Genomic DNA, 20251 nt, shown 5'->3' on the forward strand with positions numbered 1-20251 from the left:
TTAAATAATTTTTCCGTTCTCAATGTGAATGAGTTTCGCGTTTGCGCTTTCAGGCAGGTCTTCCGCATCCGTACAGGTGATGATGACCTGCTTGTTTTTTATTTTCCCTGAAAGGTAGCTTCTCCTTCCCGCGTCCAGCTCCGACATGATGTCGTCTAACAGCAAAACGGGATATTCCCCCGTGTCTTCAAAAATCATGTCCGCCTGAGCCAGCTTTAAGGCCAGCACTGCGCTTCGGTGCTGCCCCTGGGAGCCATAGGTTTTAATATCTTTTCCCCCTATGTCAATATCTAAGTCATCCCTGTGAGGGCCGTAAAGAGTAAAGCCCATTTCAAGTTCCCGGTTCAGCGAGTGGTTTAATTTTTCTAAAAATTCTTCTTTTGACGAAAAGCCGGTTCTATAGGCAAGGCCAAATTCTTCTCCGGAAATTTCCAAATGAATTTCTTTGGCATAGGTCTTAAGGGTTTCTACAAACTTTTTGCGGTAAGTTACCACCGACATGCCGTAGTCTGACAGCTTTTCGTTCCAAACGCCTAAGGTTTCCTTCAGCGTTTCGTCGTTGGTATGACGAAGCTTTTTAATCAAGTTGTTTCGCTGCTCTAAAACCTTGTTATACCGTCTTAAAAGGTGGTAATATTTCGGGCGCATCTGGCTTACGGCAATGTCTAAAAACCGTCTTCTTGCGTTGGGCGAACCTTTAGTTAAATTCAGCTCGTCCGGTGAAAACAAGACAACGGTGAAGCAGCCAATGAGCTCGCCCATTTTATTAATGGGAACGCCGTTAATTTTAATCTGTTTTTTCCGGTCTCTGCGCACTACGATTTCAATTTCATTTTCCCGCTGCGCGTCGTCAAAGCAAACGTCAATTTTCGTAAAGGCTTCATCAAAGCGAATTAGCTCCCTGTCCTGCTGTGTCCGAAAAGATTTTCCGATGGAAAACAGATAAACAGCCTCTAAAGCATTGGTTTTGCCCTGGGCATTGTTTCCGTATATGATATTTGTGCCGGAGCAAAACGAAAACGATTCTTCCTTATAGTTGCGAAAACCGCTCAGCCTTAGTTCTTTTACATACATAAAATCATTTCTCCACACAAATTTCTTCGCTGCATTCATCTGGTATGTTCACGCATACCCGGTCTCCCGGATAGACCTTTTTGCCGCGCATTAGGCAAACCGTGCCGTTATAGGTTACAAACCCTTCCGCAATCAATTCCTTAGCAACGCTTCCGCTGTCTGCAACACCGGAAAATTTCAATAGAGAATCCAGCTTTATAAATTCCGTAGAAATTTCAATTTTCATTTCTTACTCCCTGTTTTCAAGGTTTTTCACAAGCTCATCAATAATTTTTCTGGTGTCTTCGTTTTTTTCAATGCTTGCTTTTATGTTGTTAATGCCGTTTAAAATAGTAGCGTGGTTTCTCCCACCCAGCTCTTTTCCAATTTTCGGCAGGCTCAGGTTGGTAAACTCGCGGATTAAATACATGGCAATGTGCCGGGCATAAGCAATTTCCTGGGTCCGCTTCGACGATAAGATTTCATCTGAGGTCACGTTAAAATAATTTGCGACCACCGATAAAATATATTCCGTGTTGATGTGCGGGTCGTCAGAGTTGTTTAAAAATTCTTTAATTGCCTCGTCTGCCAGCTCCATGGTAATGGGCTTACCCATGAGAACGTTATATGCCATAAGGCGTTTTAACACGCCCTCTAAATTTCTGATGTTGGATTTTAAGTGCTCTGCTATGTAAAACATGATGTCGTCTGACACAGCAAAGTTTTCCTCGCTGGCCTTTTTCTTTAAAATGGCCACCCTGGTTTCCAAATCCGGCGGCTTAATGTCCACAATCAGGCCCCACTCGAACCGGTTGCGCATGCGCTCCTCCAGCTCTTTAATTTCCTTAGGCGGCCTGTCCGACGTGATGATAATTTGCTTGTTGGACTCGTGCAGCGCGTTAAAGGTGTGAAAAAATTCAACCTGCGTCTGGTCTTTATTGGAGATGAACTGAATATCGTCTATGATCAGCACGTCGCAGGTGCGGTATTTGTTGCGGAACTCAATGGTGCTGTTCTCGCTGATAATGGTGCTGATAAACTCATTCATAAACTTTTCGCTTGTCACATACAAAATGTTATAATCCGGCCTGGTTTCTTTAATTTTGTTGCCGATGGCATGAACCAGATGGGTTTTGCCAAGCCCAGGACCACCGTAAACAAACAGGGGGTTAAACGCGTCTGCCGGGCGTTCAGAAACAGCCTTTGCCGCAGCGTGGGCCAGTCGGTTAGACTCCCCCACCACAAACGAAGAAAACGTATATTTCGGATTTAAGGTAACGGCGTCGTCGCTTCTGGTGTTGTAAGATACATTATATTCTAAACACGCAGGAACCGGCTCGTTATAATCTACCAGTTCTAATCTCAGGTCGCTGTCGGAAACGGCGTTCACCGCTTCTTGAATATGGTCTAAATGCATGGATTTAATAATTTCTAAATGCACCTCAGTGGGCATCTTAATATACAGCACGCCCTCGTGAATACCCAAGGGCTTTAACGGCTCAATCCAATGCTCATAAGACGTTTCGCTAACTGCTTCTTTCAATAGTTTCAGTGACGAATTCCAAATGGAAGATAATTGCGCTTTCATATTTTTCCGCTACCTCTTTCAACTAATTTTTATCTTTTGCCGATTCCGGGCTTTTCTGAATTTCAATTTCTGAAATATCTGAAAAGTTGCCGTTCCTGATTTCATCTGCCGTAAACGACACCGTAGCGCCGCACATGCAGCACTCTAACACCAGCTCGTCTTCTAACACATCGACGTCAATCATGGCGGAACCACACGCGCACGTCAGGTTCCCGTCGTCAGAAAGCTCCTGAATTTTATCAAGAGCCTTCAGCATGGTAATGCCGTTTTTCCCTGTGTGCTCCAAGCCGCAGGCAGCCACCATTTCTTCTATATATGTATCGTTTTCCTTCACCGCGTCCATAACCGCTTCTTTTTTCCCAATATAGGCCAAACCGATTAAAATGTCCGGGCAGGAAAAATCAATGCAGCTCTGCCGCATGAAATCGATCAACGGAACGTCGAACTCGTGCTCCTCGTCGCACACCAGACAGCGGAGTGAAACCGAATACAGCGTTTTTGTTTTCGGAAATATTTTAAGCTGCGACTTGCCGCAGTCGCATTTCACAGAAATACCCCGTTCGCCCGAAAGCTCAAACAGGGAAAACTCTCCGAATGTCATATCCCCGCAGCCGGGGCACATATATGCCACAGTTCTGTTAAAATCTACAACCATTAAAATTCCTCACTTAAATTTAAAGACTATTTTTAATCATACTACATAAACTGAAAAATGTCAAATGGTTAATTGTATTCAAATAAAAAAATCCTTCTGCTAAAAGGCAGAAGGACTTTATTTTACTACACCACCTTAACGGTGCTGTTTGTCAGGACGTCGCCTACGCTCTGAAAGACATAGGTGGGACGGAATGCAAACTTTTGCACGTCGCTTTCCTTTGTAATTCCCGAAAGTACCAGAGCCGTTTCAATTCCAGATTCAATACCGAAAATAATGTCCGTGTCCATTCTGTCGCCGATGAGAAGCGTTTCCGCTGGCTTCACGCCGAGAATATTGATAATTGCCTTCATCATCAACGGGTTTGGTTTTCCTAAATAATATGCGTTTTTTCCCGTAGTAAGCTCAATGGGTGACAGCAGCGCACGGCAACCGGGAATCAGACCGTTTTCCGAAGGAAGCGTTAAGTCCGGATTGGTTCCTAAAAGCTTTGCGCCGTGTAAAACCAACTGTATTGCTCTTTCAATTTTGCCGTAGTCGTAGTTACTGGTTTCACCAAGAACCACATAGTCGGGATTGACGTCATTAATTGCAATACCCGCGTCACAAAGTGCATCTGTCAATCCGTTTCCACCGATGGCATATGCTGTGGCACTGGGGTTCTGGCTTTTGATAAAGTCGGCGGTCACCAAGCCGCTGGTGTAAAAATGCTCCTCGCCAACCGCAAGCCCCATTCCTGCAAGCTTTTGAGAAAGCTCCTTGGGCGAGCGTTCACTGCAGTTGGTGAGAAACAAAAAACGTTTCCCGCTGTCATTCAGCCATGTAACAAACTCTTTTACGCCGGGAAGGAGTTTATTTCCATGGTAAATAACACCGTCCATATCACAGATAAATCCGTTTTTTTTATCAATCGACAAAAATGTCAGCCCCTTTTCGTTATGTTGGAAGTAGTATATCACATCCGACGTAAAAATAAAATGGGCTGATTGAATAAAAATTAGTGTGATAATGTGGATTTAATTATCTCATATTTATGTTTTGTTGCCTGGCCTCCTCTTATGTGCCTGTCTGCTTTATTTTCGGATAGGATCAGCTGAACTGATTTTGCCAACGGCTGGTTAATTTCCCAAAGGCGCTCGGCCACGTCCTTGTGTACGCTTGATTTTGAAATGCCGAATACCTTTGCCGCTTCTCTGACTGTAGCCTTGTTTTCAACAATATAATTTGCAAGAGTCACTGCTCTTTCTTCAATATAGGCTTTCATGCTTCCACCCCAAAATTTCTATTGGTAAAATATATGTGCTCTGCTTTCCACATATGCTAAAATTTCTTTTTTTCATTTTCTGCTTGACACTGGCAGAATTTGTGGTAAAATTAAAATAGTGCAGAGATGATGAGACGCACAAAACAAGGGCTTTGTCCCTTTGTTTTGTTGTGTCTTTTTTTAATTTTAGGGAGGTTTTGTCATGTATGACGTTATCGTTATCGGCGCTGGGATAATCGGCGGCGCCGTGGCAAGGGAGCTTATGCGTTACCAGCTTTCTGTATGCATACTGGAAAAGGAGAACGACGTGGCCACTGGCGCAACAAAAGCCAACAGTGCCATCGTTCACGCAGGATTCGACGCGAAGGAAGGTTCCATGAAAGCCAAAATGAATGTGCGCGGGTCGCATCTAATGGAAAAGAACGCAAAAGAGCTTCATGTGAAATATAAAAACAATGGCTCTATGGTAATTGGTTTCAGCGAAAAAGATGAAGAAATGCTGCAAGAACTTTTTCAGCGGGGCGTTCAAAACGGCGTTCAGAACCTGCGCCTTTTAACAGGAAGCGAAGCAATTGCGTTAGAGCCAAACTTAAACAAAAACGTCACTTGCGCACTTTACGCTCCAACGGGGGCCATTGTGTGCCCCTATGAGCTGGCGGTTGCCTGCGTTGGAAACGCCATGGACAACGGTGCGCACCTGATACGAAATTTTGAAGTGAAAGCAATTAGCCGCCGTGACGGCTGCTTTATTGTTTCCGACGGCAAACAGCAGGCAGCGGCGCGTTATCTTGTAAATGCCGCCGGGCTTTTTGCAGACGAAATTGCCAAGATGGCTAGGGACTGCTCTTTTCATATCCATCCGCGCAAGGGGGAATATCTTCTGCTGGACAAAACGGAAAAACCGCAGGTAAGTCACACTATTTTTACGACCCCCACCAAGATGGGAAAAGGAATTTTGGTTTCCCCCACGGTGGACAACAATACCATTTTAGGTCCCACATCGGAGGATGCGCTTGATAAAACAGACACCGCTACCACTGCAAACGGGCTTTCAAGCGTTTTAAAGCGCGTGCCGGACATGGTAGACGGCGTTCAGACAAACACGGTTATTACCTCCTTTTGCGGACTGCGTGCAGTAGGCGACACCGGCGATTTCATTATAAATAATCCCATTCCCAATTTCATTAACGCCGCGGCCATTGAGTCGCCGGGGCTTTCCTCCGCCTTTGCCATCGCTGAGTATGTTGCAGGGCTGTTAAAGAAAGCGGGGCTTGCGCTTTATGAAAATTCTGGCTTTAACCCCAATCGGCCGTCATACCACGAATTTCGTGAACTGACAATGGAAGAAAAGAACAAGGTAATTAAAAAGGACAGCGCCTATGGCAGAATTATCTGCCGCTGTGAGCAGGTCACGGAGGGCGAAATTTTAGAAGCCATTCGCAGAAACCCCGCCGCAGCCGATTTAGACGGTGTGAAACGAAGAACCAGAAGCGGCATGGGGCGGTGCCAGGGCGGATTTTGTTCCACCTTTATCACGGAACTTTTGGCCCGGGAACAGCACGTGGATTTTGGGGAGATTACCAAATGCGGCAAAGGATCCAAGCTGTCGCTTGGCAAAACCAAGGAGGTAAGGCAATGAAGCATATCAGTCTTGTAATCATCGGCGGCGGTCCGGCGGGAATGAGCGCGGCTGTCGCTGCGAAACAAAACGGAATTGACAATTTGTGTATTTTAGAGCGGGACGAGTCACTGGGCGGTATTTTAAATCAGTGCATTCACAACGGATTTGGCCTGCATAAGTTTAACGAAGAATTAACTGGCCCGGAATATGCGGCGCGGTATGAACAGCAGATTTTTGACCTGAAAATTCCCTATGTGCTAAAAACCACGGTGCTTGACGTAACGAGCGAGAAAGTAATTACCGCCACAAACGAAACTGAAGGCATTTTTCAAATTCAGGCGGACGCCGTAATTTTGGCAATGGGCTGCAGGGAGCGGCCCCGCGGCGCGCTGAATATTGCCGGGACGCGGCCAGCAGGCATTTACAGTGCCGGAACGGCCCAGCGGTTTGTAAACATAAAAGGCTACATGCCCGGTAAAGAAATTGTTATTTTAGGCTCCGGCGACATCGGCCTTATTATGGCCCGCAGAATGACCTTAGAGGGCGCGCACGTGAAAGCGGTATGCGAGCTTCTTCCCTATTCCGGCGGGCTGACCCGAAACATTGTGCAGTGTTTAAACGATTTTGATATTCCCCTCTACTTAAGTCACACGGTGACGGAAATTCACGGGAAAGAGCGCGTAACAGGTGTTACCGTGATGGAGGTGGATGCAAACAGAAAACCCATTCCCGGAACGGAGATGGAGCTGTCCTGCGACACGCTGTTGCTTTCTGTGGGACTAATCCCTGAAAACGAACTGACAAAACAGGCAGGAATTTTGTTAGACCGCACAACCAGCGGAGCTGTTGTTGGTCAGGACAGGCAGACGAATGTTCCCGGAATTTTTGCCTGCGGCAATGTGCTGCACGTTCACGACCTGGTGGATTTTGTTTCGGAAGAGGCAGAAACCGCAGGTGTGAGCGCAGCGGCATTTATAAAAAAAACAGACGGATTTTCCCAGGCAGATATTTCCGTTATTCCTCAAGGTTTAGCACGCTACGTCGTGCCGCAAAAAATAACCCGCGCATGCGACGTTAAGCTTTATTTCCGCGTATCGGACGTGTGCCGCGATGTAACAATTCAGATAAAAGACGGCGGCAGGGTGATTTTTAGCCGTAAAAAACAGAAGGTTGCGCCGGGTGAAATGGAAACAGTTACGCTGAAGCACGATCTCATTGAAAAAATATCCGGCAGAGAGTTGATTGTTGAGGTGATAAAACAATGACAAAAAATTTAGTTTGTGTAATCTGCCCCAGGGGATGCGCCCTAAACGTCACCACGGAAAACGGCGTGGCTGTGTCGGTTCAGGGCAACGCCTGTAAAAGAGGTGAGCTTTACGGCAAAAACGAAGTGACAAATCCCGTAAGAACACTTACAACCACCATAAAAACCGAAAACGGAGCGCTGCTGCCTGTGAAAACTGCTGCGCCCGTTCCCAAAGCAAAGCTGTTTGAATGTATGGAAATTATCAATCAAACAACCGCGAAAACACCTGTTGAAATCGGCGACGTTTTGATATATAATATTGGAGGCAGCGGCGCAGATGTTGTTGCAACAAAATCCATGAAATAAGGTGTTTAATTTTGAATTTTGACGAATCATTGGTAATTGCCGCTGTGCGGACGGAAAAAGAATTTGCTGAAGCCTTAAAAAGCCCTGTGAAAACCATTTTTCTGCTCCATGCAGACATTTTAACCCTTAAAGAGCAAATTCTTCAGGCAAAAACAGTTAGAAAAGAAGTGTTTGTGCACATTGATATGGCGGACGGCATTGGGAAAGACAAAAAAGGTGCAGCGTTTTCGGCTGCCCTTGGCGCGGCAGGCATTATTTCCACCAGGCCGGCGCTGATTAAAGCCGCGAAAGAAGCCGGTCTGCTCACCGTAATGCGCTTTTTTGTAATTGATTCCCGCTCTATTGGCACAGCCATAGAAAACATAAAAAGCTCCGCCCCCGACATGGTGGAGATGATGCCCGGAATTCTTCCGGAAATCATAAAAGAGTTTAACCGAAACATAGGCATTCCCATCATTGCCGGCGGGCTGATTAAGACGAAAAATGAAATTTACCAGGCACTTGGCGCGGGAGCAAAAGCCATTTCAACCGGCAAACAGGAGCTATGGAACAGTTAAGGAGAAACCCATGCAGAACTATGCGAAATTTTTCAGAAAAGAAATATCCGGTTTAAAACAAAAAAAACTGTTTTTGCTGGACATGGACGGTACCATTTATTTAGACCACCAGCTCTTTGACGGCACCTTAGACTTTCTGGATTATGTAAAATCCATTGGCGGCCGGTATTTGTTTTTAACAAATAATTCATCGAATAGTGCGGATAAGTATGTGGAAAAACTAAAAAGCCTTGGTATTGCGTCTGAAAAAGAGGATTTTTTAACCTCTGTTTTTGCCACAGCCCTCTATTTAAAAAAACATTATGCGAACAAAAAGCACTATGTTTTTGGCACAAAATCGTTTCAAGAGGAATTAGCTGACGCAGGGCTAAACGTAACCGACACGCTTTCTGACGACATCGACTGCCTGGTAATGGGCTACGACACCGAGCTTACCTTTCAAAAATTAGAAGACGCCTGCATTCTTCTGGGCCGCGGTGTGCCCTATATTGCCGCCAACCCGGATTTTGTCTGTCCCACATGGTATGGATATGTGCCGGACTGCGGGTCGGTAGCACAGGCGCTTTTTAACGCTACAAAACGCATGCCGAAATTTATTGGAAAACCGGAGCCGGAAATGGCGCTTTTGGCCTTGGAGCGAACTGGCTTTCAAAAAAGCGATACCATTTTGCTTGGTGACCGGCTTTATACTGATATCGCCTGCGGTGTTAACGCCGGAATTGACACGGCACTGATGTTAAGCGGCGAAGCCACCATGAAAGATTATGAGGAAAGCAGCGTTAAGCCAGACTTTATTTTTGAAACTATAAAAGAATTCCTGAAATTTCTAAAATAACGAAAAAATGTGAATGCTTACACAATTTACATATGACTTTTTCGCCATATTTGCGATTGCTTTTGGGTTTTTATCGCATAATAAGATTGTGGAAAACACATTAAAAACGGAAAGGTCTGATTGAAGTGAAAGGGAAAGTATTTATTGGCGCAGTTGCTGTCGGCGCCGTTTTAGGCTCTGCCGCAGCAGTTGCCATTGCACCTTGCTGCACCAGCTCGCACAGCAGAAAGAAGCTTATGAGATATAAAAACCAAATGTTTAAAACAGTTGGCTCGGTGTTAGATGCAGTGGCAGATTTTAGAAGATAACAAATACAAGCCGGCGGAATTTTGTAAAAATCCGCCGGCTTGTTTGTTAATTGTTTATTGTAATGTCTGCCGCTGCTGATGTATATGGTGAAAAGGTTGTGCCATTCCACAAAAACAGTTTTGCATACCCCTCTTTTAAGCTTATAATGTCTGCCGAAATTGTTATAACCTTTAAGCCGCCTGCGCCGGAAACAGATGCAGCGGAGCATGTTTCCACTTTTGTCATTTTGCCCAGATTATCGTAATATGCAATAAAAAAAAGCGGGTTTTCAATAGTGCCAACATTATTTTTCAGTCTAAGCGTTACATTGTCTGTTTTCTTGTCGGGATTTACAACGGTTTGCGCAAAAGAAACCGCTGTTTTTTTCAGTCTCCCAAATGTATAGTTCCAATTGGTTTTCACACCCTGTTCATTCACTTTCTGCACGGTTTGGAACAGGCCGTTTTGAAACGAAAACTTGCTTTGTGCACCATTAAACACATAACCACTTTCAATCTGCTTGCTGCTGCAAACCGGAAGCTCGGCATCTAAACCATACGTTGCAAAATCGTCTGTGTTTTTCAAGGCAATCTGCGTTTCATCACTGGTTAAAAAGTAATCGTGTCCCACAATTGCAATGTTTATTGGGTCGTCCCATGTGGCATCTAAATGATACCACAGGCCGTCTGCATTTACATAATTCCAAATATGCTTTAACCGGCTGGATATACAGGATTTATGTAAAATTCCCGCCTGCGACAATAGGTAGGAAATTGACTCTGCATAGCCCTGGCAGACGGAAAGGCCCTCAATAAGGTTTCCATAAATGCTAAACGTTTTCCCCGGCAAAGTTTCCAAATTGAGGCTATCCGTGTCATACCTTGCATTGTCCACAACCTCGTCATGGATAATTAAAAGCTTTTCAACATCTGTCATTCGATTATTTAATTTGGACAAAATTTCGTCTGCTTTTTCATCCACCTTCGCCTTAGCTTTCCGCGCGTCAGCCGGGGTAAACAGGTAGGAAAATGATATACTTTTTAAATATTCCGTGCTCCCCACAATGTAATATGTGTACTGGTAATACTTCGTTTTGTCAATGAACGAACACGGATATTGATAGATAAAATCATCCACCAGCTTTTTAAAATTGTCAACCGTACAGGTATATTGTTCAAGGTCAATTTCGTCAGACGTATTTAAAGTCTCCTGGTATAAATACGAAAGCATTGCATCGTAATTCGTTTCAAGGCCATTTACGGTCTCGAAAATAACAGCCTTGTCTGGAGCCGGGACTTCTTGGCCAATTCCCTTTTCCTCCATGAAAATGATGCGTGCGTTTTGTTCTATGGGGTCCTGTGCAAACACAAACGTTTGATTTACGGTGAAAACTACGCACAAAATAGAAATCAGTAACAACAGCTTTTTTCTCATTCACTTGCCCCTTTATTTTTTTATTAAATCCTTTGCGGAAAACAAAGCTACCAAAGTAAGCAACGCTTCAATGACAATTGCAGCGGCAATGTTAATGGCGCCGAACAGACCCAAAAGTGCCAAAATAATTTTTACGGCAGATGCACAATAAAAATGCAATTCAATTTTTCCACAAGTGAGTCTTGAAATTTCAATGGCCTCAGCGAGCGTTTCCAAGTCTCCCAGCAGAACTGCTTTTGCATATTCTAAGCCGCTGTCTGTCTTGCTAATGAGCGTAAGTCCTACATTCGCAGCATCCAAGGCTTGTTCCCCCATAACGCGGTCGCCCACATAGGCCAACGTCACCTCATCGTCTTTTTGCAAATTTTGAATGGCTTCTACGCGTCCGTAGGGCGAAAGGTCTGCGTAATACTCGTCTGCGCCGCAGTCGATGTAGGCCAGCTCTGCAGTTTCTTTCCGTTCAGAGGAAAACATCACAATTTTTTCAACGCCCGTCTGCCTGAGTTTCCGAAGCGTTTCGCCGGAATTTGGCTTAATCAAATCCTGAATCAGCATGGCGCCCATAATCACGCCGTCAATGGAAACATAAATTGAATATCCGGTAAGCTCCGAAACGTCAATACTGCATTCTGCCATAAAGGTTTCCGAGCCGCATAGGAACGATTTGCCCATAATCGTGCATTCCACGCCTTTTCCGGGAAACTCAATCACGTTTTCCGCAGGAATGTATTGATTCATATATTTTGTTAAAATTTTAGAGATAGGATGCTGCCTGCCGCCAATGCAGTTTGCAGCTATCATCAAAAAATCCTCTTCTGAAATGCCTTCGGCGGTGTATATGTCTTTAATTTTAAAGATCCCGTCAGTTAAAATGCCGTTTTTCTCAAACGCCACGCAATTGATGTCTGCAATTTCGTCTATTAAATCGCCGGTGGCTAACGCCAGGCCCTTTTTCTTTAAATTCCACACGGCACAGGAGCTCAACAACGGCACCGCTATGATGTAAGAACTCGTGGTTGCCACAATAAAAAGCACGCTCACTCTGAGCATGGCAAGCGTCCACGCGCCTTTTGCAAAGCCTCCGATTAAAAGCGCCGCAACCGCCACAACCAAAACCACCAGCGGATACCATCTGGCAATGGTCAAAAACCGTTGTTCTCCCTTTGTGCTTTTTGTTTCCGCCATCGATGCCATACGGTTTAAATCCATCACCAAAGACTCATCATAGTCACAAACCGCCTCACAGGTAACAGAGGTTCCGGTGTTAATAAATCCTGCTAAAACCTTGTCGCCCGACGACAGAGACACGTTTTTTTCCGATTCATAGACGTTTGACGTGTCAAAATCAGAAAACCCATCGGTAATCACACAGTCTACCGGAACAGTTTCACCGGTTTTCACCATAATTTTCGCTCCATTGGTTAACGATTCACTGTAAACCCTTCTGATATTTGAACCGCTGTCAACCAAATTAGCATACTGGGGCAAAACGTCTGCAATTTCCTGAAACGATTTTCCAAGACGGCCGGAAATGAATAAAATTAAAACGCTTGACAGCTTATAAATCGCCATAGCAATTGCCGCAATAGAAAACCTGCCCAAAAAGAACGGCACCAACACTGCTAAAAGAATAAACACACCGTCGTCAAACTTGCCTTTTTTTGCGGATTTAATCAACCTCGACACCGTTTCCCCGCCGGATAAAATCAGCGAAACCGCGCTGAAAATACAGATAACCACCGTATTTTTAAACAGTGCCCCCACAATGGCAAGGATGAGCGATAGCCCTCCTGTGATAAAACCATTTAACAATTTTTTCTTTGTAAATGCATATCGTTTTAAGTATGTACTCTGATGTTCCTGTCCCATGTTTTTCACTTTCATTGTCATTTCTTGCGCCAAACTGCCTTGGCGCGCTCCTTTCTGCCATATTTTTAGCTTTGTCTTCTGCGCTTTGCAATCGACCTATATTTGCTTGGAGAAATTCCATATAGCGTTTTGAAAACCCGGACAAATTGTTTTTGGCTGCCAAAGCCGACAATTTCAGAAATAGCCTCCAGCTTTTCGTCCGTCTCATCAATTAACAATTTTGCTTTATTTACCCGGATAATGTTGACATATGCCACAAAGGTAAAGCCCGTTACCTCTTTAAACAGCCGTGACAAATAGTAGTAGCTCAAATAAAATTTTTCACTCGTTTCCTTTAAAGAAAGGTTTTTGTTATAATTGTCGTTAATATAATTTAAAATTTCAGAAATTTTATACCGGCTGCTGACTTCGCTCGCCTTGTTCGTTTCGTCTATGCTGCTCAAAATGTCTAAAATCAGCCCTCCCACAGAAAGGCGGCATTTTAATTTGTCAAAGGTGTCTTCGCTTTCATCGCTTTTCACCAATAGGCGGCAGGCTTTTAAAATTTCGTCTTTGTGTTCTTCGTTTCTGAAAATAATATATCCGTTTGACAAAAGCTGTGAAAACTTCTTCCGGATATCAATGCCGCCTAAAAATGCGTTTAAATCGTCTAAATATTTCTCGTCAAACTCAATCAACAGCCTGGAATGCGGATTTTTATCAATGTTAGATGTTTTGTGCACCAAGCCGGGCGCAATGAAAACCACATCGCCGGTTTCAATTTCATATACGCTGTTTTTTAAAAAATAGCATCGTCTGCCGCCCATCTGAACATAAATTTCATAGTGGATATGGCAGTGTCCGCAATACATAGTTTCCTGGGTGTGGGGGCGCTCAACATATTCAATTGCAAAATTCTTGTTGTCGGACAACAAGTTTTTTTGATAACGCTGCATAACAGTTTCCCCTTTCCCCAAAATTCATGTTTTTTCTATTATAACATATTACCGTTTAAAAGTAAAGCAAAATGTGTCCTTTTAAGCGGCGATTTCATTTGAATTAAGCAAAAATAGTAGTTGCAATTCCGTTTGTCAGTGTATTATAATGAAAATGATAAAAATTAAATTGGAGGCTATGGAATGAAAGGCAGCAAGGATTTAAAAAACATTAAAATCGCCTATATTGGCGGCGGTTCAAGAGGCTGGGCTTGGCAGCTCATGCGCGATTTGGCAACTGAAAAAGAAATTGCAGGCCAGGTGGCGCTTTATGACATCGACTTTGAAGCGGCAAAGCATAACGAAGCTATTGGAAACGAGCTAAAAAAGCGGGAAGACGTTGTTGGAAAATGGGATTATAAAGCATATGAAACCATTGACGGCGCGCTTACCGGCGCCGATTTTGTTGTAATTTCCATTATGCCCGGCACCTTTGAAGAGATGGCGTCTGACGTGCATCTACCCGAAGAATATGGAATTTACCAGTCTGTTGGTGACACGGCCGGGCCGGGCGGCATTGTCCGCGCTTTGCGCACGATTCCGATGATGTTTGAAATTGCGGAGGCCATTCAGGCATATTCCCCCAATGCCTGGGTCATTAACTACACAAATCCCATGAGCCTCTGTGTGAAGGCTTTATATACAAAATTTCCTGAAATTAAGGCCTTTGGCTGTTGCCACGAAGTGTTCGGAACAGCAAGCTTTCTCTGTGAGATGCTGAAAGATATGGAGGGAATTGACGGCGTTAAGCGTCAGGACCTTACCTATAACGTAATCGGCATTAACCACTTTACGTTTTTTGACAAAGCATCGTATAACGGTGTGGACCTGTTCCCCATGTACGACAAGTTTGTTGATAAATATTACGATACAGGCTTTTTTGACGAAGCTTCAAAAACCAACTGGATGAATAACACCTTCTCGTGTGCACACCGCGTTAAGTTTGACTTGTTTAAGCGGTATGGCAGCATTGCCGCTGCCGGCGACAGGCACTTAGCTGAGTTCTGCTATGGAAAAGAATATTTAAAAGACCCGGAAACTGTGAAAGCGTGGAAATTCGGCCTTACCACGGTGGACTGGCGTAAGAAGGATTTAAAGGAACGGCTGGAGAAAAGCCGCAAATATTTATCAGGCGAAGAACAGATTGATGTTACCCCCTCCGGCGAGGAAGGCGTTTTGCAAATGAAAGCGCTGTTAGGGCTTGGAAACTTTGTGACCAACGTAAACATCATAAACCGCGGCCAGGTTCCCCAGCTCCCCTTGGGAAGCATTGTGGAAACCAACGCATATTTCAGTGCCGACGAAGTGCGCCCCGTTTTGTGCAGCGACATTCCTTCTGAACTTTTGGCGCTGTTTTCACGCCACATTTATAACCACGAAAGCATTATGAAATCGGCGTTAACCGGAGATTTAAATCATGCGTTCCGTGCATTTTTAAATGATCCGCTGGTAACGCTTGACGTAAAAACTGCCAAAGAGCTGTTCGACAGGATGATTCACAATACAAAAAAATATCTCACCATGTATCAGATAGGATAGGAGCAAAAAATGAAAAATATCAGCGAAGTTGTTTTAAAACCAATTCGCCCCGAGCGGGTGATTCAGTTCGGCGAGGGCGGATTTTTAAGGGGATTTGTGGACTGGATGCTGCAAAAGCTAAACGACCAGACTGATTTTAACGGCAGCGTTGTGGTTGTGCAGCCCATTGAACAAGGCATGTGTGATGCTTTGGAAGAGCAAAACTGCGTTTATACCCACATTATGCGTGGATTAGAAAATGGGAAACCGAAAGTCGAAAAACAGATTGTAGATATCATTTCCCGAACGGTTAAACCCTATGAGGATTATAACAAATACTTAGAGCTGGCAAAAAATCCTGATTTCCGGTTTATTTTTTCCAACACCACGGAGGCGGGCATTGCCTATGTGCCGGAGGATAAGCTGACCGACACGCCGCCTTCCAGCTACCCTGCCAAGCTCACAGCTTTGCTTTATGAACGGTTTAAAGCGCATTTAGACGGATTTTTAATTATTCCCTGTGAGCTCATTGACAAAAATGGTGAAACCCTGAAGGAAATTGTGCTGAAATATGCCCGCGACTGGGAATTGGGAGAGGAATTTATCACCTGGATTAACACCGAAAACCACTTTTTTAACACTTTGGTGGACAGAATTGTAACCGGCTATCCGAGGGGTGAGAAAACCGACTTGGAATATGAGGATGCTATGCTCGACACCTCAGAATTGTTCCATCTTTGGGTGATTGAGGGCGACACAAGCTTTCAGTCTGAGCTGCCCTTTCATGAAATCGGCCTGAACGTTATCTGGACAAAAGACGAGCTTTTCAAATACCGCACAAGAAAGGTGCGCATTTTAAACGGCGCCCACACCTCTTTAGTGCCCTATGCCATGCTGAAAGGGTTTGATACCGTGAAGGAATGTGTGGACAATAGTGCATTAAACGCCTATCTTCGCGCCTGCATTTTTGACGAGATTATTCCCACACTGGATCTGCCGGAGCAAGAGCTGAAAGACTATGCAGAAAACGTGCTGGAGCGGTTTGCAAATCCGTTCATTGTGCACAAGCTCTCCTCCATTGCTTTAAATTCCGTCAGCAAGTTTAAGGTTCGTGTTTTGCCATCCATCTTAGAGTACATCAAACGGTTTGACAAAATGCCGGCGCATTTGTTAACGGCATTCGGCGCGCTGATTCGATTTTATAAAACCGATATGGCAAACGACAGCGCTGATGTTGTGGAGTTTATGAAAAATGCGGACACTCAGGCTATTTTGAAAAAAACAGATTATTGGGGCGAGGATTTGTCCTTCCTTTACGACGAGGTATCGAAATATGATCATTAATCCCTTGGACAATGTGGAGGTTGATTTAAAATCTGGCCATAAGTATGCCCTCCGTGACATAAAAAAAGGCGAAAATATTATAAAATACGGCTTTCCCATTGGTCACGCAACGTTGGACATAAAAAAAGGAGACCATGTACACAGCCATAATTTAAAGACAAACCTTTCCGGCAATTTGTCCTATACATACCGCCCCAACAAACCAGACATTCCCAAAGTGACTTCAGACCGAACCTTTTTGGGTTACCGGCGTGAAAACGGCGATGTGGGAATTAGAAACGATATTTGGATTGTGAGCACCGTAGGCTGTGTGAACAAGGTGGCAGAAGAGCTGGCACGTAAAACAGGCGCAAAGCACTTCCCTCATCCCTTTGGCTGTTCCCAGTTGGGAGACGACCAGTCGGTAACGCAAAAAATATTAAGCGGCATGGTGCACCACCCCAACGCAGGCGGTGTTTTGGTATTAGGGCTTGGCTGTGAAAACAACAACATTGACGAAATGAAAAAAGTGTTGGGTGAAATTAACCCCAACCGCGTGAAATTTTTAAATGCTCAGGACTTTGATGACGAAATCTCCGAAGGAATTCGGCTGATTAACGAACTGAAAGCCCATGCGGCAAAAACGCAACGCACGCCTGTTTTGGTCAGCAAACTCAAAGTGGGCTTAAAGTGCGGCGGCAGCGACGGACTTTCCGGCATTACGGCAAATCCGCTGGTGGGAAGCTTTTCCGACAAGCTGATTTCCATGGGGGGAACAACGGTTTTAACCGAGGTTCCCGAAATGTTCGGCGCGGAAACACTTTTGATGGAGCGGGCTGAAAATGAAGCTGTTTTTCAAAAAACAGTGAACCTGATTAACGAATTTAAAAATTATTTTACCCGGCACAACCAGGTAATTTATGAAAATCCATCCCCAGGAAACAAAGCCGGCGGCATTACAACCTTGGAAGAAAAGTCGTTAGGCTGTGTGCAGAAAGGCGGAAAGTCCACAGTGGTAGACGTTTTAAATTTTGGCGACACACTGCAAAAAAGCGGCTTAAATCTCTTAAACGGGCCGGGCAACGACATTGTGGCTATCACCAACTTAATGGCGGCAGGCGTACACATGATTTTGTTTACAACAGGCCGGGGCACGCCGGTTGGCAGTGCGGTGCCAACGGTAAAAATTTCCACCAACCAGACTCTGTTCGATAAAAAATCCCGCTGGATTGATTTTAACGCCGCACCGCTTGTTGACGGTATTTCTATGGAGGATTTGACCAATTCGCTTTTAGATTTCTGTTTTGAAGTTGCCAGCGGCACGCTGACAAAAAATGAGGAACATGGCTATGAGGAAATCTCTATTTTCAAAGACGGCGTAACGCTTTAATGAACAAAACGGATTGAAGCCATACTTATCGTATGGCTTCAATCCGTTTTTTAAATAGCTCCTAAATTAAAATACAAAATATAATTTGAGTCGTGAAAAGAATGTGCGTTGTTAAAGGCCGAACGCACAGAAACCGAAAGACCGCTTTCATCAAACAGATATGCTGGATATTGAAACCCAACCAGCTGCGGGTCGTCATCTTTTCTGTTCACAATGTTGCGGACACGTTCCCAGTTTTCAAGGTCTTCGGAACGAAAAACAGCCAAAACATTCCGGCAGCTCCAGCAATCACATTTTTGTCCATCTTCTTTTATGTTTGAAATCAAATAATAAATGCCGTCTTGGCTAAAAAGCCGAAACATAGAATTTGTTACCGGCATTGTTGCAATACTGTGAAATTCTAACGGTGCATCAGGATGTTCGGCATCTACCTTTAGCTTTAGCGCCTTACCTGTATCCCAACGCAAATAATTATACATTGTTTGGTCCGGCGCAAGGATAATATTTCCCTCCATTGTGTCGCCCTGCGTTTGCGCTTCTTCTCTCCATTTTCCTTCAAAGGGCAAAAAGCCTGTGCACAACCAGTTTTCCGGAACCATCAAATCTTCATTTTCATCAATTGAAAGAACCGCAGGCAAATGCGAGCCCATGTCCCAGCTTCCATATTCACATGTGGTGTAAAGCCTTCCCTGAAAGGGCACCATTTGCATTGGCGCGCGGTGCATTCCCCCATTGTCGCAAAGCTTACTGGAACCATAAAATATGGTAACGGGCGCAGACCATTGCTTGCCCCCGTCGTCTGACGCGGCAATCTGGAGGTTTCCATATTCTGTGGAAAGCCCTAATATATACAGTCTTCCCCTGTGACAAAAAAGCGAACCCCAATAAAAGGGATATAAATCGGTAAGGTAGCGCCAGGTTTTTCCGTTATCCGTTGAACGAAACAGCAGGGTTAGGTTTTGCCCCATTGCTGTTCCAAACAAATCCATTCCGGCAACAATGGTTCCGTCTTCTAGCCGTACCAGGGACGGGCTGCAAAGATACCGCCCACTGAAGCTGTAGGCACTGTCCTCCGGGTGAAGATAATTGATTACAACAGCGCCCTCGGGAACAGCTCCGGTGCGCACCAAACGGATTTTACTTTCCGCCGCATTTTCTTCAGTTACCTTGCATTCATAATCGATGTTCTGCTCTAAATGTTCAATGCGCATACACCTATTCTTCGCTTTCACGCTTGCCCATTCGCTTTCGCCGCACTTTCTGTATAAAACCTGGTTTTCCGCTCCCTTCGCCAAAAATTCCAGTTCAAACCCGTCTGCAAACGGCGCGAGGCGGCAAATGTACGGTTTATCCGCTTCATCCATGCGATTGAGCGGTATATAGGGTCTGTGATGTAATTTGTTGCTGCCTTTCATTGTATATCCCCTTTCTGCAAACGCTTTATCGTTTTCAGCGTCTCAGCTGCATTTTTTAAAATATATTCATAGTCTGCCCCGGTTGAAATCATGTTAATTCCCATTTCGTGATAGCGCTTTAATATCTTTGGTGCAGTTGAAAAAGTAGACACACCCACTGTTTTTTTCTGTTTGGCAAAGGCAGCAATGCTCTTTTTGGCAAGCGTCAGAGTTTGTTTGCCAAAAATGTTGCCCAGGTCCCCAATGGAACCGGAAAGGTCGTGCATGCCAAGTACGCAACCGTCAAGATACGGCAATTTCGCAATTTCCTCAGCCTCCTCCGCTGCGCTTTTCTGTTCAATTTGAATAAACCTGCAAAGGCTGTTTAAATGTCCCGCACCGTAGTATTCCGCTTCACTATCAAGCCCGTAACGAACAGCGCCCCGCGGACCGCAACCACGCTTGCCGTATGGCGGATACAGCGTCCACGACAAGAGTTCCTTTACATGGGTGCAATTTTCCGTCATTGGAAATACAATACCATCGATCCCCATTTCCAGTACCCGTTTGGTTGCAGTAAGGTCGTTTACAGGAACGCGCACAAATAAGGGCGTTCCCCCGGCCCGGGCGGCCAGCAGATGCGCATGCACCTGGTCGCAGGAGAGCCTTGTGTGTTCCATATCCACCCATAAAAAGTCATATCCGAGCTGTGCTTCCATCTCCGTTACTGTTGGGTCTGACAAGTTTATATGCGTCCCGCAGATTGGCAGGCATTTTGCAACTTTTTCTTTTATGTTCATGTTAAAAATCCTTTCTTGTTGCTTTTTTTATATTTTTATATTATAATAAATATAACGAATATTCAAGAAAGGGATG

Annotated in this window: 20 protein-coding genes; 9 read left to right on the top strand and 11 right to left on the bottom strand. The window is 44.6% G+C overall.

Annotation, left to right across the window (positions count from 1 at the left end; genetic code table 11):
- The 6 genes from recF to spoIIID form a co-directional block, all read right to left on the bottom strand.
- Nucleotides 1-1074, bottom strand: a complete 1074-nt coding sequence (gene recF / locus H8698_RS00650; protein ID WP_249310610.1) for a DNA replication/repair protein RecF — start codon at nucleotides 1072-1074, stop codon at nucleotides 1-3.
- 4 nt (nucleotides 1075-1078) lie between these two features.
- Nucleotides 1079-1300, bottom strand: a complete 222-nt coding sequence (locus H8698_RS00655; protein ID WP_249310612.1) for an RNA-binding S4 domain-containing protein — start codon at nucleotides 1298-1300, stop codon at nucleotides 1079-1081.
- Nucleotides 1301-1303: 3 nt separating this feature from the next.
- Nucleotides 1304-2641, bottom strand: coding sequence for a chromosomal replication initiator protein DnaA (gene dnaA, locus H8698_RS00660; RefSeq protein ID WP_249310615.1), 1338 nt, complete (start codon nucleotides 2639-2641; stop codon nucleotides 1304-1306).
- Nucleotides 2642-2663: 22 nt separating this feature from the next.
- Nucleotides 2664-3296 carry a hypothetical protein gene (locus H8698_RS00665; protein WP_249310617.1) on the bottom strand — a complete coding sequence of 211 codons (633 nt, stop codon included), beginning with the start codon at nucleotides 3294-3296 and terminating at the stop codon, nucleotides 2664-2666.
- 125 nt (nucleotides 3297-3421) lie between these two features.
- Nucleotides 3422-4213, bottom strand: coding sequence for an HAD-IIA family hydrolase (locus H8698_RS00670; RefSeq protein ID WP_249310619.1), 792 nt, complete (start codon nucleotides 4211-4213; stop codon nucleotides 3422-3424).
- Between the two features lie 80 nt (nucleotides 4214-4293).
- A complete protein-coding gene (gene spoIIID, locus H8698_RS00675; protein WP_177680216.1) occupies nucleotides 4294-4560 on the bottom strand; it encodes a sporulation transcriptional regulator SpoIIID in 267 nt (88 codons plus the stop codon).
- A gap of 202 nt (nucleotides 4561-4762) precedes the next feature.
- Between spoIIID and H8698_RS00680 the strand changes: the two genes are divergently transcribed.
- From H8698_RS00680 to H8698_RS00705, 6 genes are all read left to right on the top strand, one after another.
- Nucleotides 4763-6199, top strand: a complete 1437-nt coding sequence (locus H8698_RS00680) for an NAD(P)/FAD-dependent oxidoreductase (RefSeq protein WP_249310621.1) — start codon at nucleotides 4763-4765, stop codon at nucleotides 6197-6199.
- Nucleotides 6196-7446: an NAD(P)/FAD-dependent oxidoreductase gene (locus tag H8698_RS00685; RefSeq protein ID WP_249310623.1), complete on the top strand. Its 1251-nt coding sequence runs from the start codon at nucleotides 6196-6198 to the stop codon at nucleotides 7444-7446. Before H8698_RS00680 ends, H8698_RS00685 begins: the two co-directional genes overlap by 4 nt.
- Entirely contained in the window at nucleotides 7443-7793 is a 351-nt protein-coding gene (locus H8698_RS00690; protein ID WP_249310625.1) for a DUF1667 domain-containing protein, read from the top strand. The genes H8698_RS00685 and H8698_RS00690 overlap by 4 nt, the downstream gene beginning before the upstream one ends.
- 11 nt (nucleotides 7794-7804) lie before the next feature.
- Nucleotides 7805-8350, top strand: coding sequence for a glycerol-3-phosphate responsive antiterminator (locus H8698_RS00695; RefSeq protein WP_177680212.1), 546 nt, complete (start codon nucleotides 7805-7807; stop codon nucleotides 8348-8350).
- Nucleotides 8351-8360: 10 nt separating this feature from the next.
- Nucleotides 8361-9185 carry an HAD-IIA family hydrolase gene (locus H8698_RS00700; protein WP_249310627.1) on the top strand — a complete coding sequence of 275 codons (825 nt, stop codon included), beginning with the start codon at nucleotides 8361-8363 and terminating at the stop codon, nucleotides 9183-9185.
- A 125-nt stretch (nucleotides 9186-9310) separates the two neighbouring features.
- Nucleotides 9311-9493, top strand: coding sequence for a hypothetical protein (locus H8698_RS00705; RefSeq protein WP_177680210.1), 183 nt, complete (start codon nucleotides 9311-9313; stop codon nucleotides 9491-9493).
- 46 nt (nucleotides 9494-9539) lie between these two features.
- Here H8698_RS00705 and H8698_RS00710 read toward each other — a convergent pair whose 3' ends face one another.
- The 3 genes from H8698_RS00710 to H8698_RS00720 are packed head-to-tail and all read right to left on the bottom strand — an operon-like array spanning nucleotide 9540 to nucleotide 13711.
- Nucleotides 9540-10907, bottom strand: coding sequence for a transglutaminase domain-containing protein (locus tag H8698_RS00710; RefSeq protein ID WP_249310630.1), 1368 nt, complete (start codon nucleotides 10905-10907; stop codon nucleotides 9540-9542).
- Between the two features lie 12 nt (nucleotides 10908-10919).
- Nucleotides 10920-12797, bottom strand: a complete 1878-nt coding sequence (locus tag H8698_RS00715; RefSeq protein ID WP_249310632.1) for an HAD-IC family P-type ATPase — start codon at nucleotides 12795-12797, stop codon at nucleotides 10920-10922.
- Between the two features lie 44 nt (nucleotides 12798-12841).
- The gene (locus H8698_RS00720; RefSeq protein WP_177679743.1) at nucleotides 12842-13711 is read right to left on the bottom strand and encodes an AraC family transcriptional regulator; all 870 of its coding nucleotides are present in this window, start codon (nucleotides 13709-13711) and stop codon (nucleotides 12842-12844) included.
- A gap of 183 nt (nucleotides 13712-13894) precedes the next feature.
- On the opposite strand from H8698_RS00720, the gene H8698_RS00725 reads away from it, so the two are divergent.
- From H8698_RS00725 to H8698_RS00735, 3 genes are read left to right on the top strand one after another with little or no spacing between them, the layout of a single operon-like run.
- A complete protein-coding gene (locus tag H8698_RS00725; RefSeq protein ID WP_249310635.1) occupies nucleotides 13895-15289 on the top strand; it encodes a family 4 glycosyl hydrolase in 1395 nt (464 codons plus the stop codon).
- Nucleotides 15290-15298: 9 nt separating this feature from the next.
- Nucleotides 15299-16612 (top strand): tagaturonate reductase, encoded by a 1314-nt coding sequence (locus tag H8698_RS00730; protein ID WP_249310637.1) that lies wholly within the window; start codon nucleotides 15299-15301, stop codon nucleotides 16610-16612.
- Nucleotides 16602-17981: a UxaA family hydrolase gene (locus tag H8698_RS00735; RefSeq protein WP_249310641.1), complete on the top strand. Its 1380-nt coding sequence runs from the start codon at nucleotides 16602-16604 to the stop codon at nucleotides 17979-17981. The genes H8698_RS00730 and H8698_RS00735 overlap by 11 nt, the downstream gene beginning before the upstream one ends.
- A 50-nt stretch (nucleotides 17982-18031) precedes the next feature.
- Here H8698_RS00735 and H8698_RS00740 read toward each other — a convergent pair whose 3' ends face one another.
- Together H8698_RS00740 and H8698_RS00745 are read right to left on the bottom strand one after the other, a co-directional pair.
- Nucleotides 18032-19396: a sialidase family protein gene (locus tag H8698_RS00740; protein WP_249310642.1), complete on the bottom strand. Its 1365-nt coding sequence runs from the start codon at nucleotides 19394-19396 to the stop codon at nucleotides 18032-18034.
- A complete protein-coding gene (locus H8698_RS00745; protein WP_249310643.1) occupies nucleotides 19393-20175 on the bottom strand; it encodes an HpcH/HpaI aldolase family protein in 783 nt (260 codons plus the stop codon). Before H8698_RS00745 ends, H8698_RS00740 begins: the two co-directional genes overlap by 4 nt.
- Nucleotides 20176-20251 lie beyond the last annotated feature (76 nt).

Source organism: Congzhengia minquanensis (assembly GCF_014384785.1).
Lineage (GTDB): Bacteria > Bacillota > Clostridia > UBA1381 > UBA9506 > Congzhengia > Congzhengia minquanensis.

Coding starts and splice junctions, on each gene's coding strand:
- dnaA (WP_249310615.1), bottom strand. CDS start 2,641: ATGAAAGCGCAATTATCTTCCATTTGGAATTCGTCACTGAAACTATTG.
- H8698_RS00655 (WP_249310612.1), bottom strand. CDS start 1,300: ATGAAAATTGAAATTTCTACGGAATTTATAAAGCTGGATTCTCTATTG.
- H8698_RS00740 (WP_249310642.1), bottom strand. CDS start 19,396: ATGAAAGGCAGCAACAAATTACATCACAGACCCTATATACCGCTCAAT.
- H8698_RS00725 (WP_249310635.1), top strand. CDS start 13,895: ATGAAAGGCAGCAAGGATTTAAAAAACATTAAAATCGCCTATATTGGC.
- H8698_RS00735 (WP_249310641.1), top strand. CDS start 16,602: ATGATCATTAATCCCTTGGACAATGTGGAGGTTGATTTAAAATCTGGC.
- H8698_RS00745 (WP_249310643.1), bottom strand. CDS start 20,175: ATGAACATAAAAGAAAAAGTTGCAAAATGCCTGCCAATCTGCGGGACG.
- H8698_RS00720 (WP_177679743.1), bottom strand. CDS start 13,711: ATGCAGCGTTATCAAAAAAACTTGTTGTCCGACAACAAGAATTTTGCA.
- spoIIID (WP_177680216.1), bottom strand. CDS start 4,560: ATGAAAGCCTATATTGAAGAAAGAGCAGTGACTCTTGCAAATTATATT.
- H8698_RS00665 (WP_249310617.1), bottom strand. CDS start 3,296: ATGGTTGTAGATTTTAACAGAACTGTGGCATATATGTGCCCCGGCTGC.
- H8698_RS00710 (WP_249310630.1), bottom strand. CDS start 10,907: ATGAGAAAAAAGCTGTTGTTACTGATTTCTATTTTGTGCGTAGTTTTC.
- H8698_RS00730 (WP_249310637.1), top strand. CDS start 15,299: ATGAAAAATATCAGCGAAGTTGTTTTAAAACCAATTCGCCCCGAGCGG.
- H8698_RS00680 (WP_249310621.1), top strand. CDS start 4,763: ATGTATGACGTTATCGTTATCGGCGCTGGGATAATCGGCGGCGCCGTG.
- recF (WP_249310610.1), bottom strand. CDS start 1,074: ATGTATGTAAAAGAACTAAGGCTGAGCGGTTTTCGCAACTATAAGGAA.
- H8698_RS00690 (WP_249310625.1), top strand. CDS start 7,443: ATGACAAAAAATTTAGTTTGTGTAATCTGCCCCAGGGGATGCGCCCTA.
- H8698_RS00715 (WP_249310632.1), bottom strand. CDS start 12,797: ATGACAATGAAAGTGAAAAACATGGGACAGGAACATCAGAGTACATAC.
- H8698_RS00685 (WP_249310623.1), top strand. CDS start 6,196: ATGAAGCATATCAGTCTTGTAATCATCGGCGGCGGTCCGGCGGGAATG.
- H8698_RS00700 (WP_249310627.1), top strand. CDS start 8,361: ATGCAGAACTATGCGAAATTTTTCAGAAAAGAAATATCCGGTTTAAAA.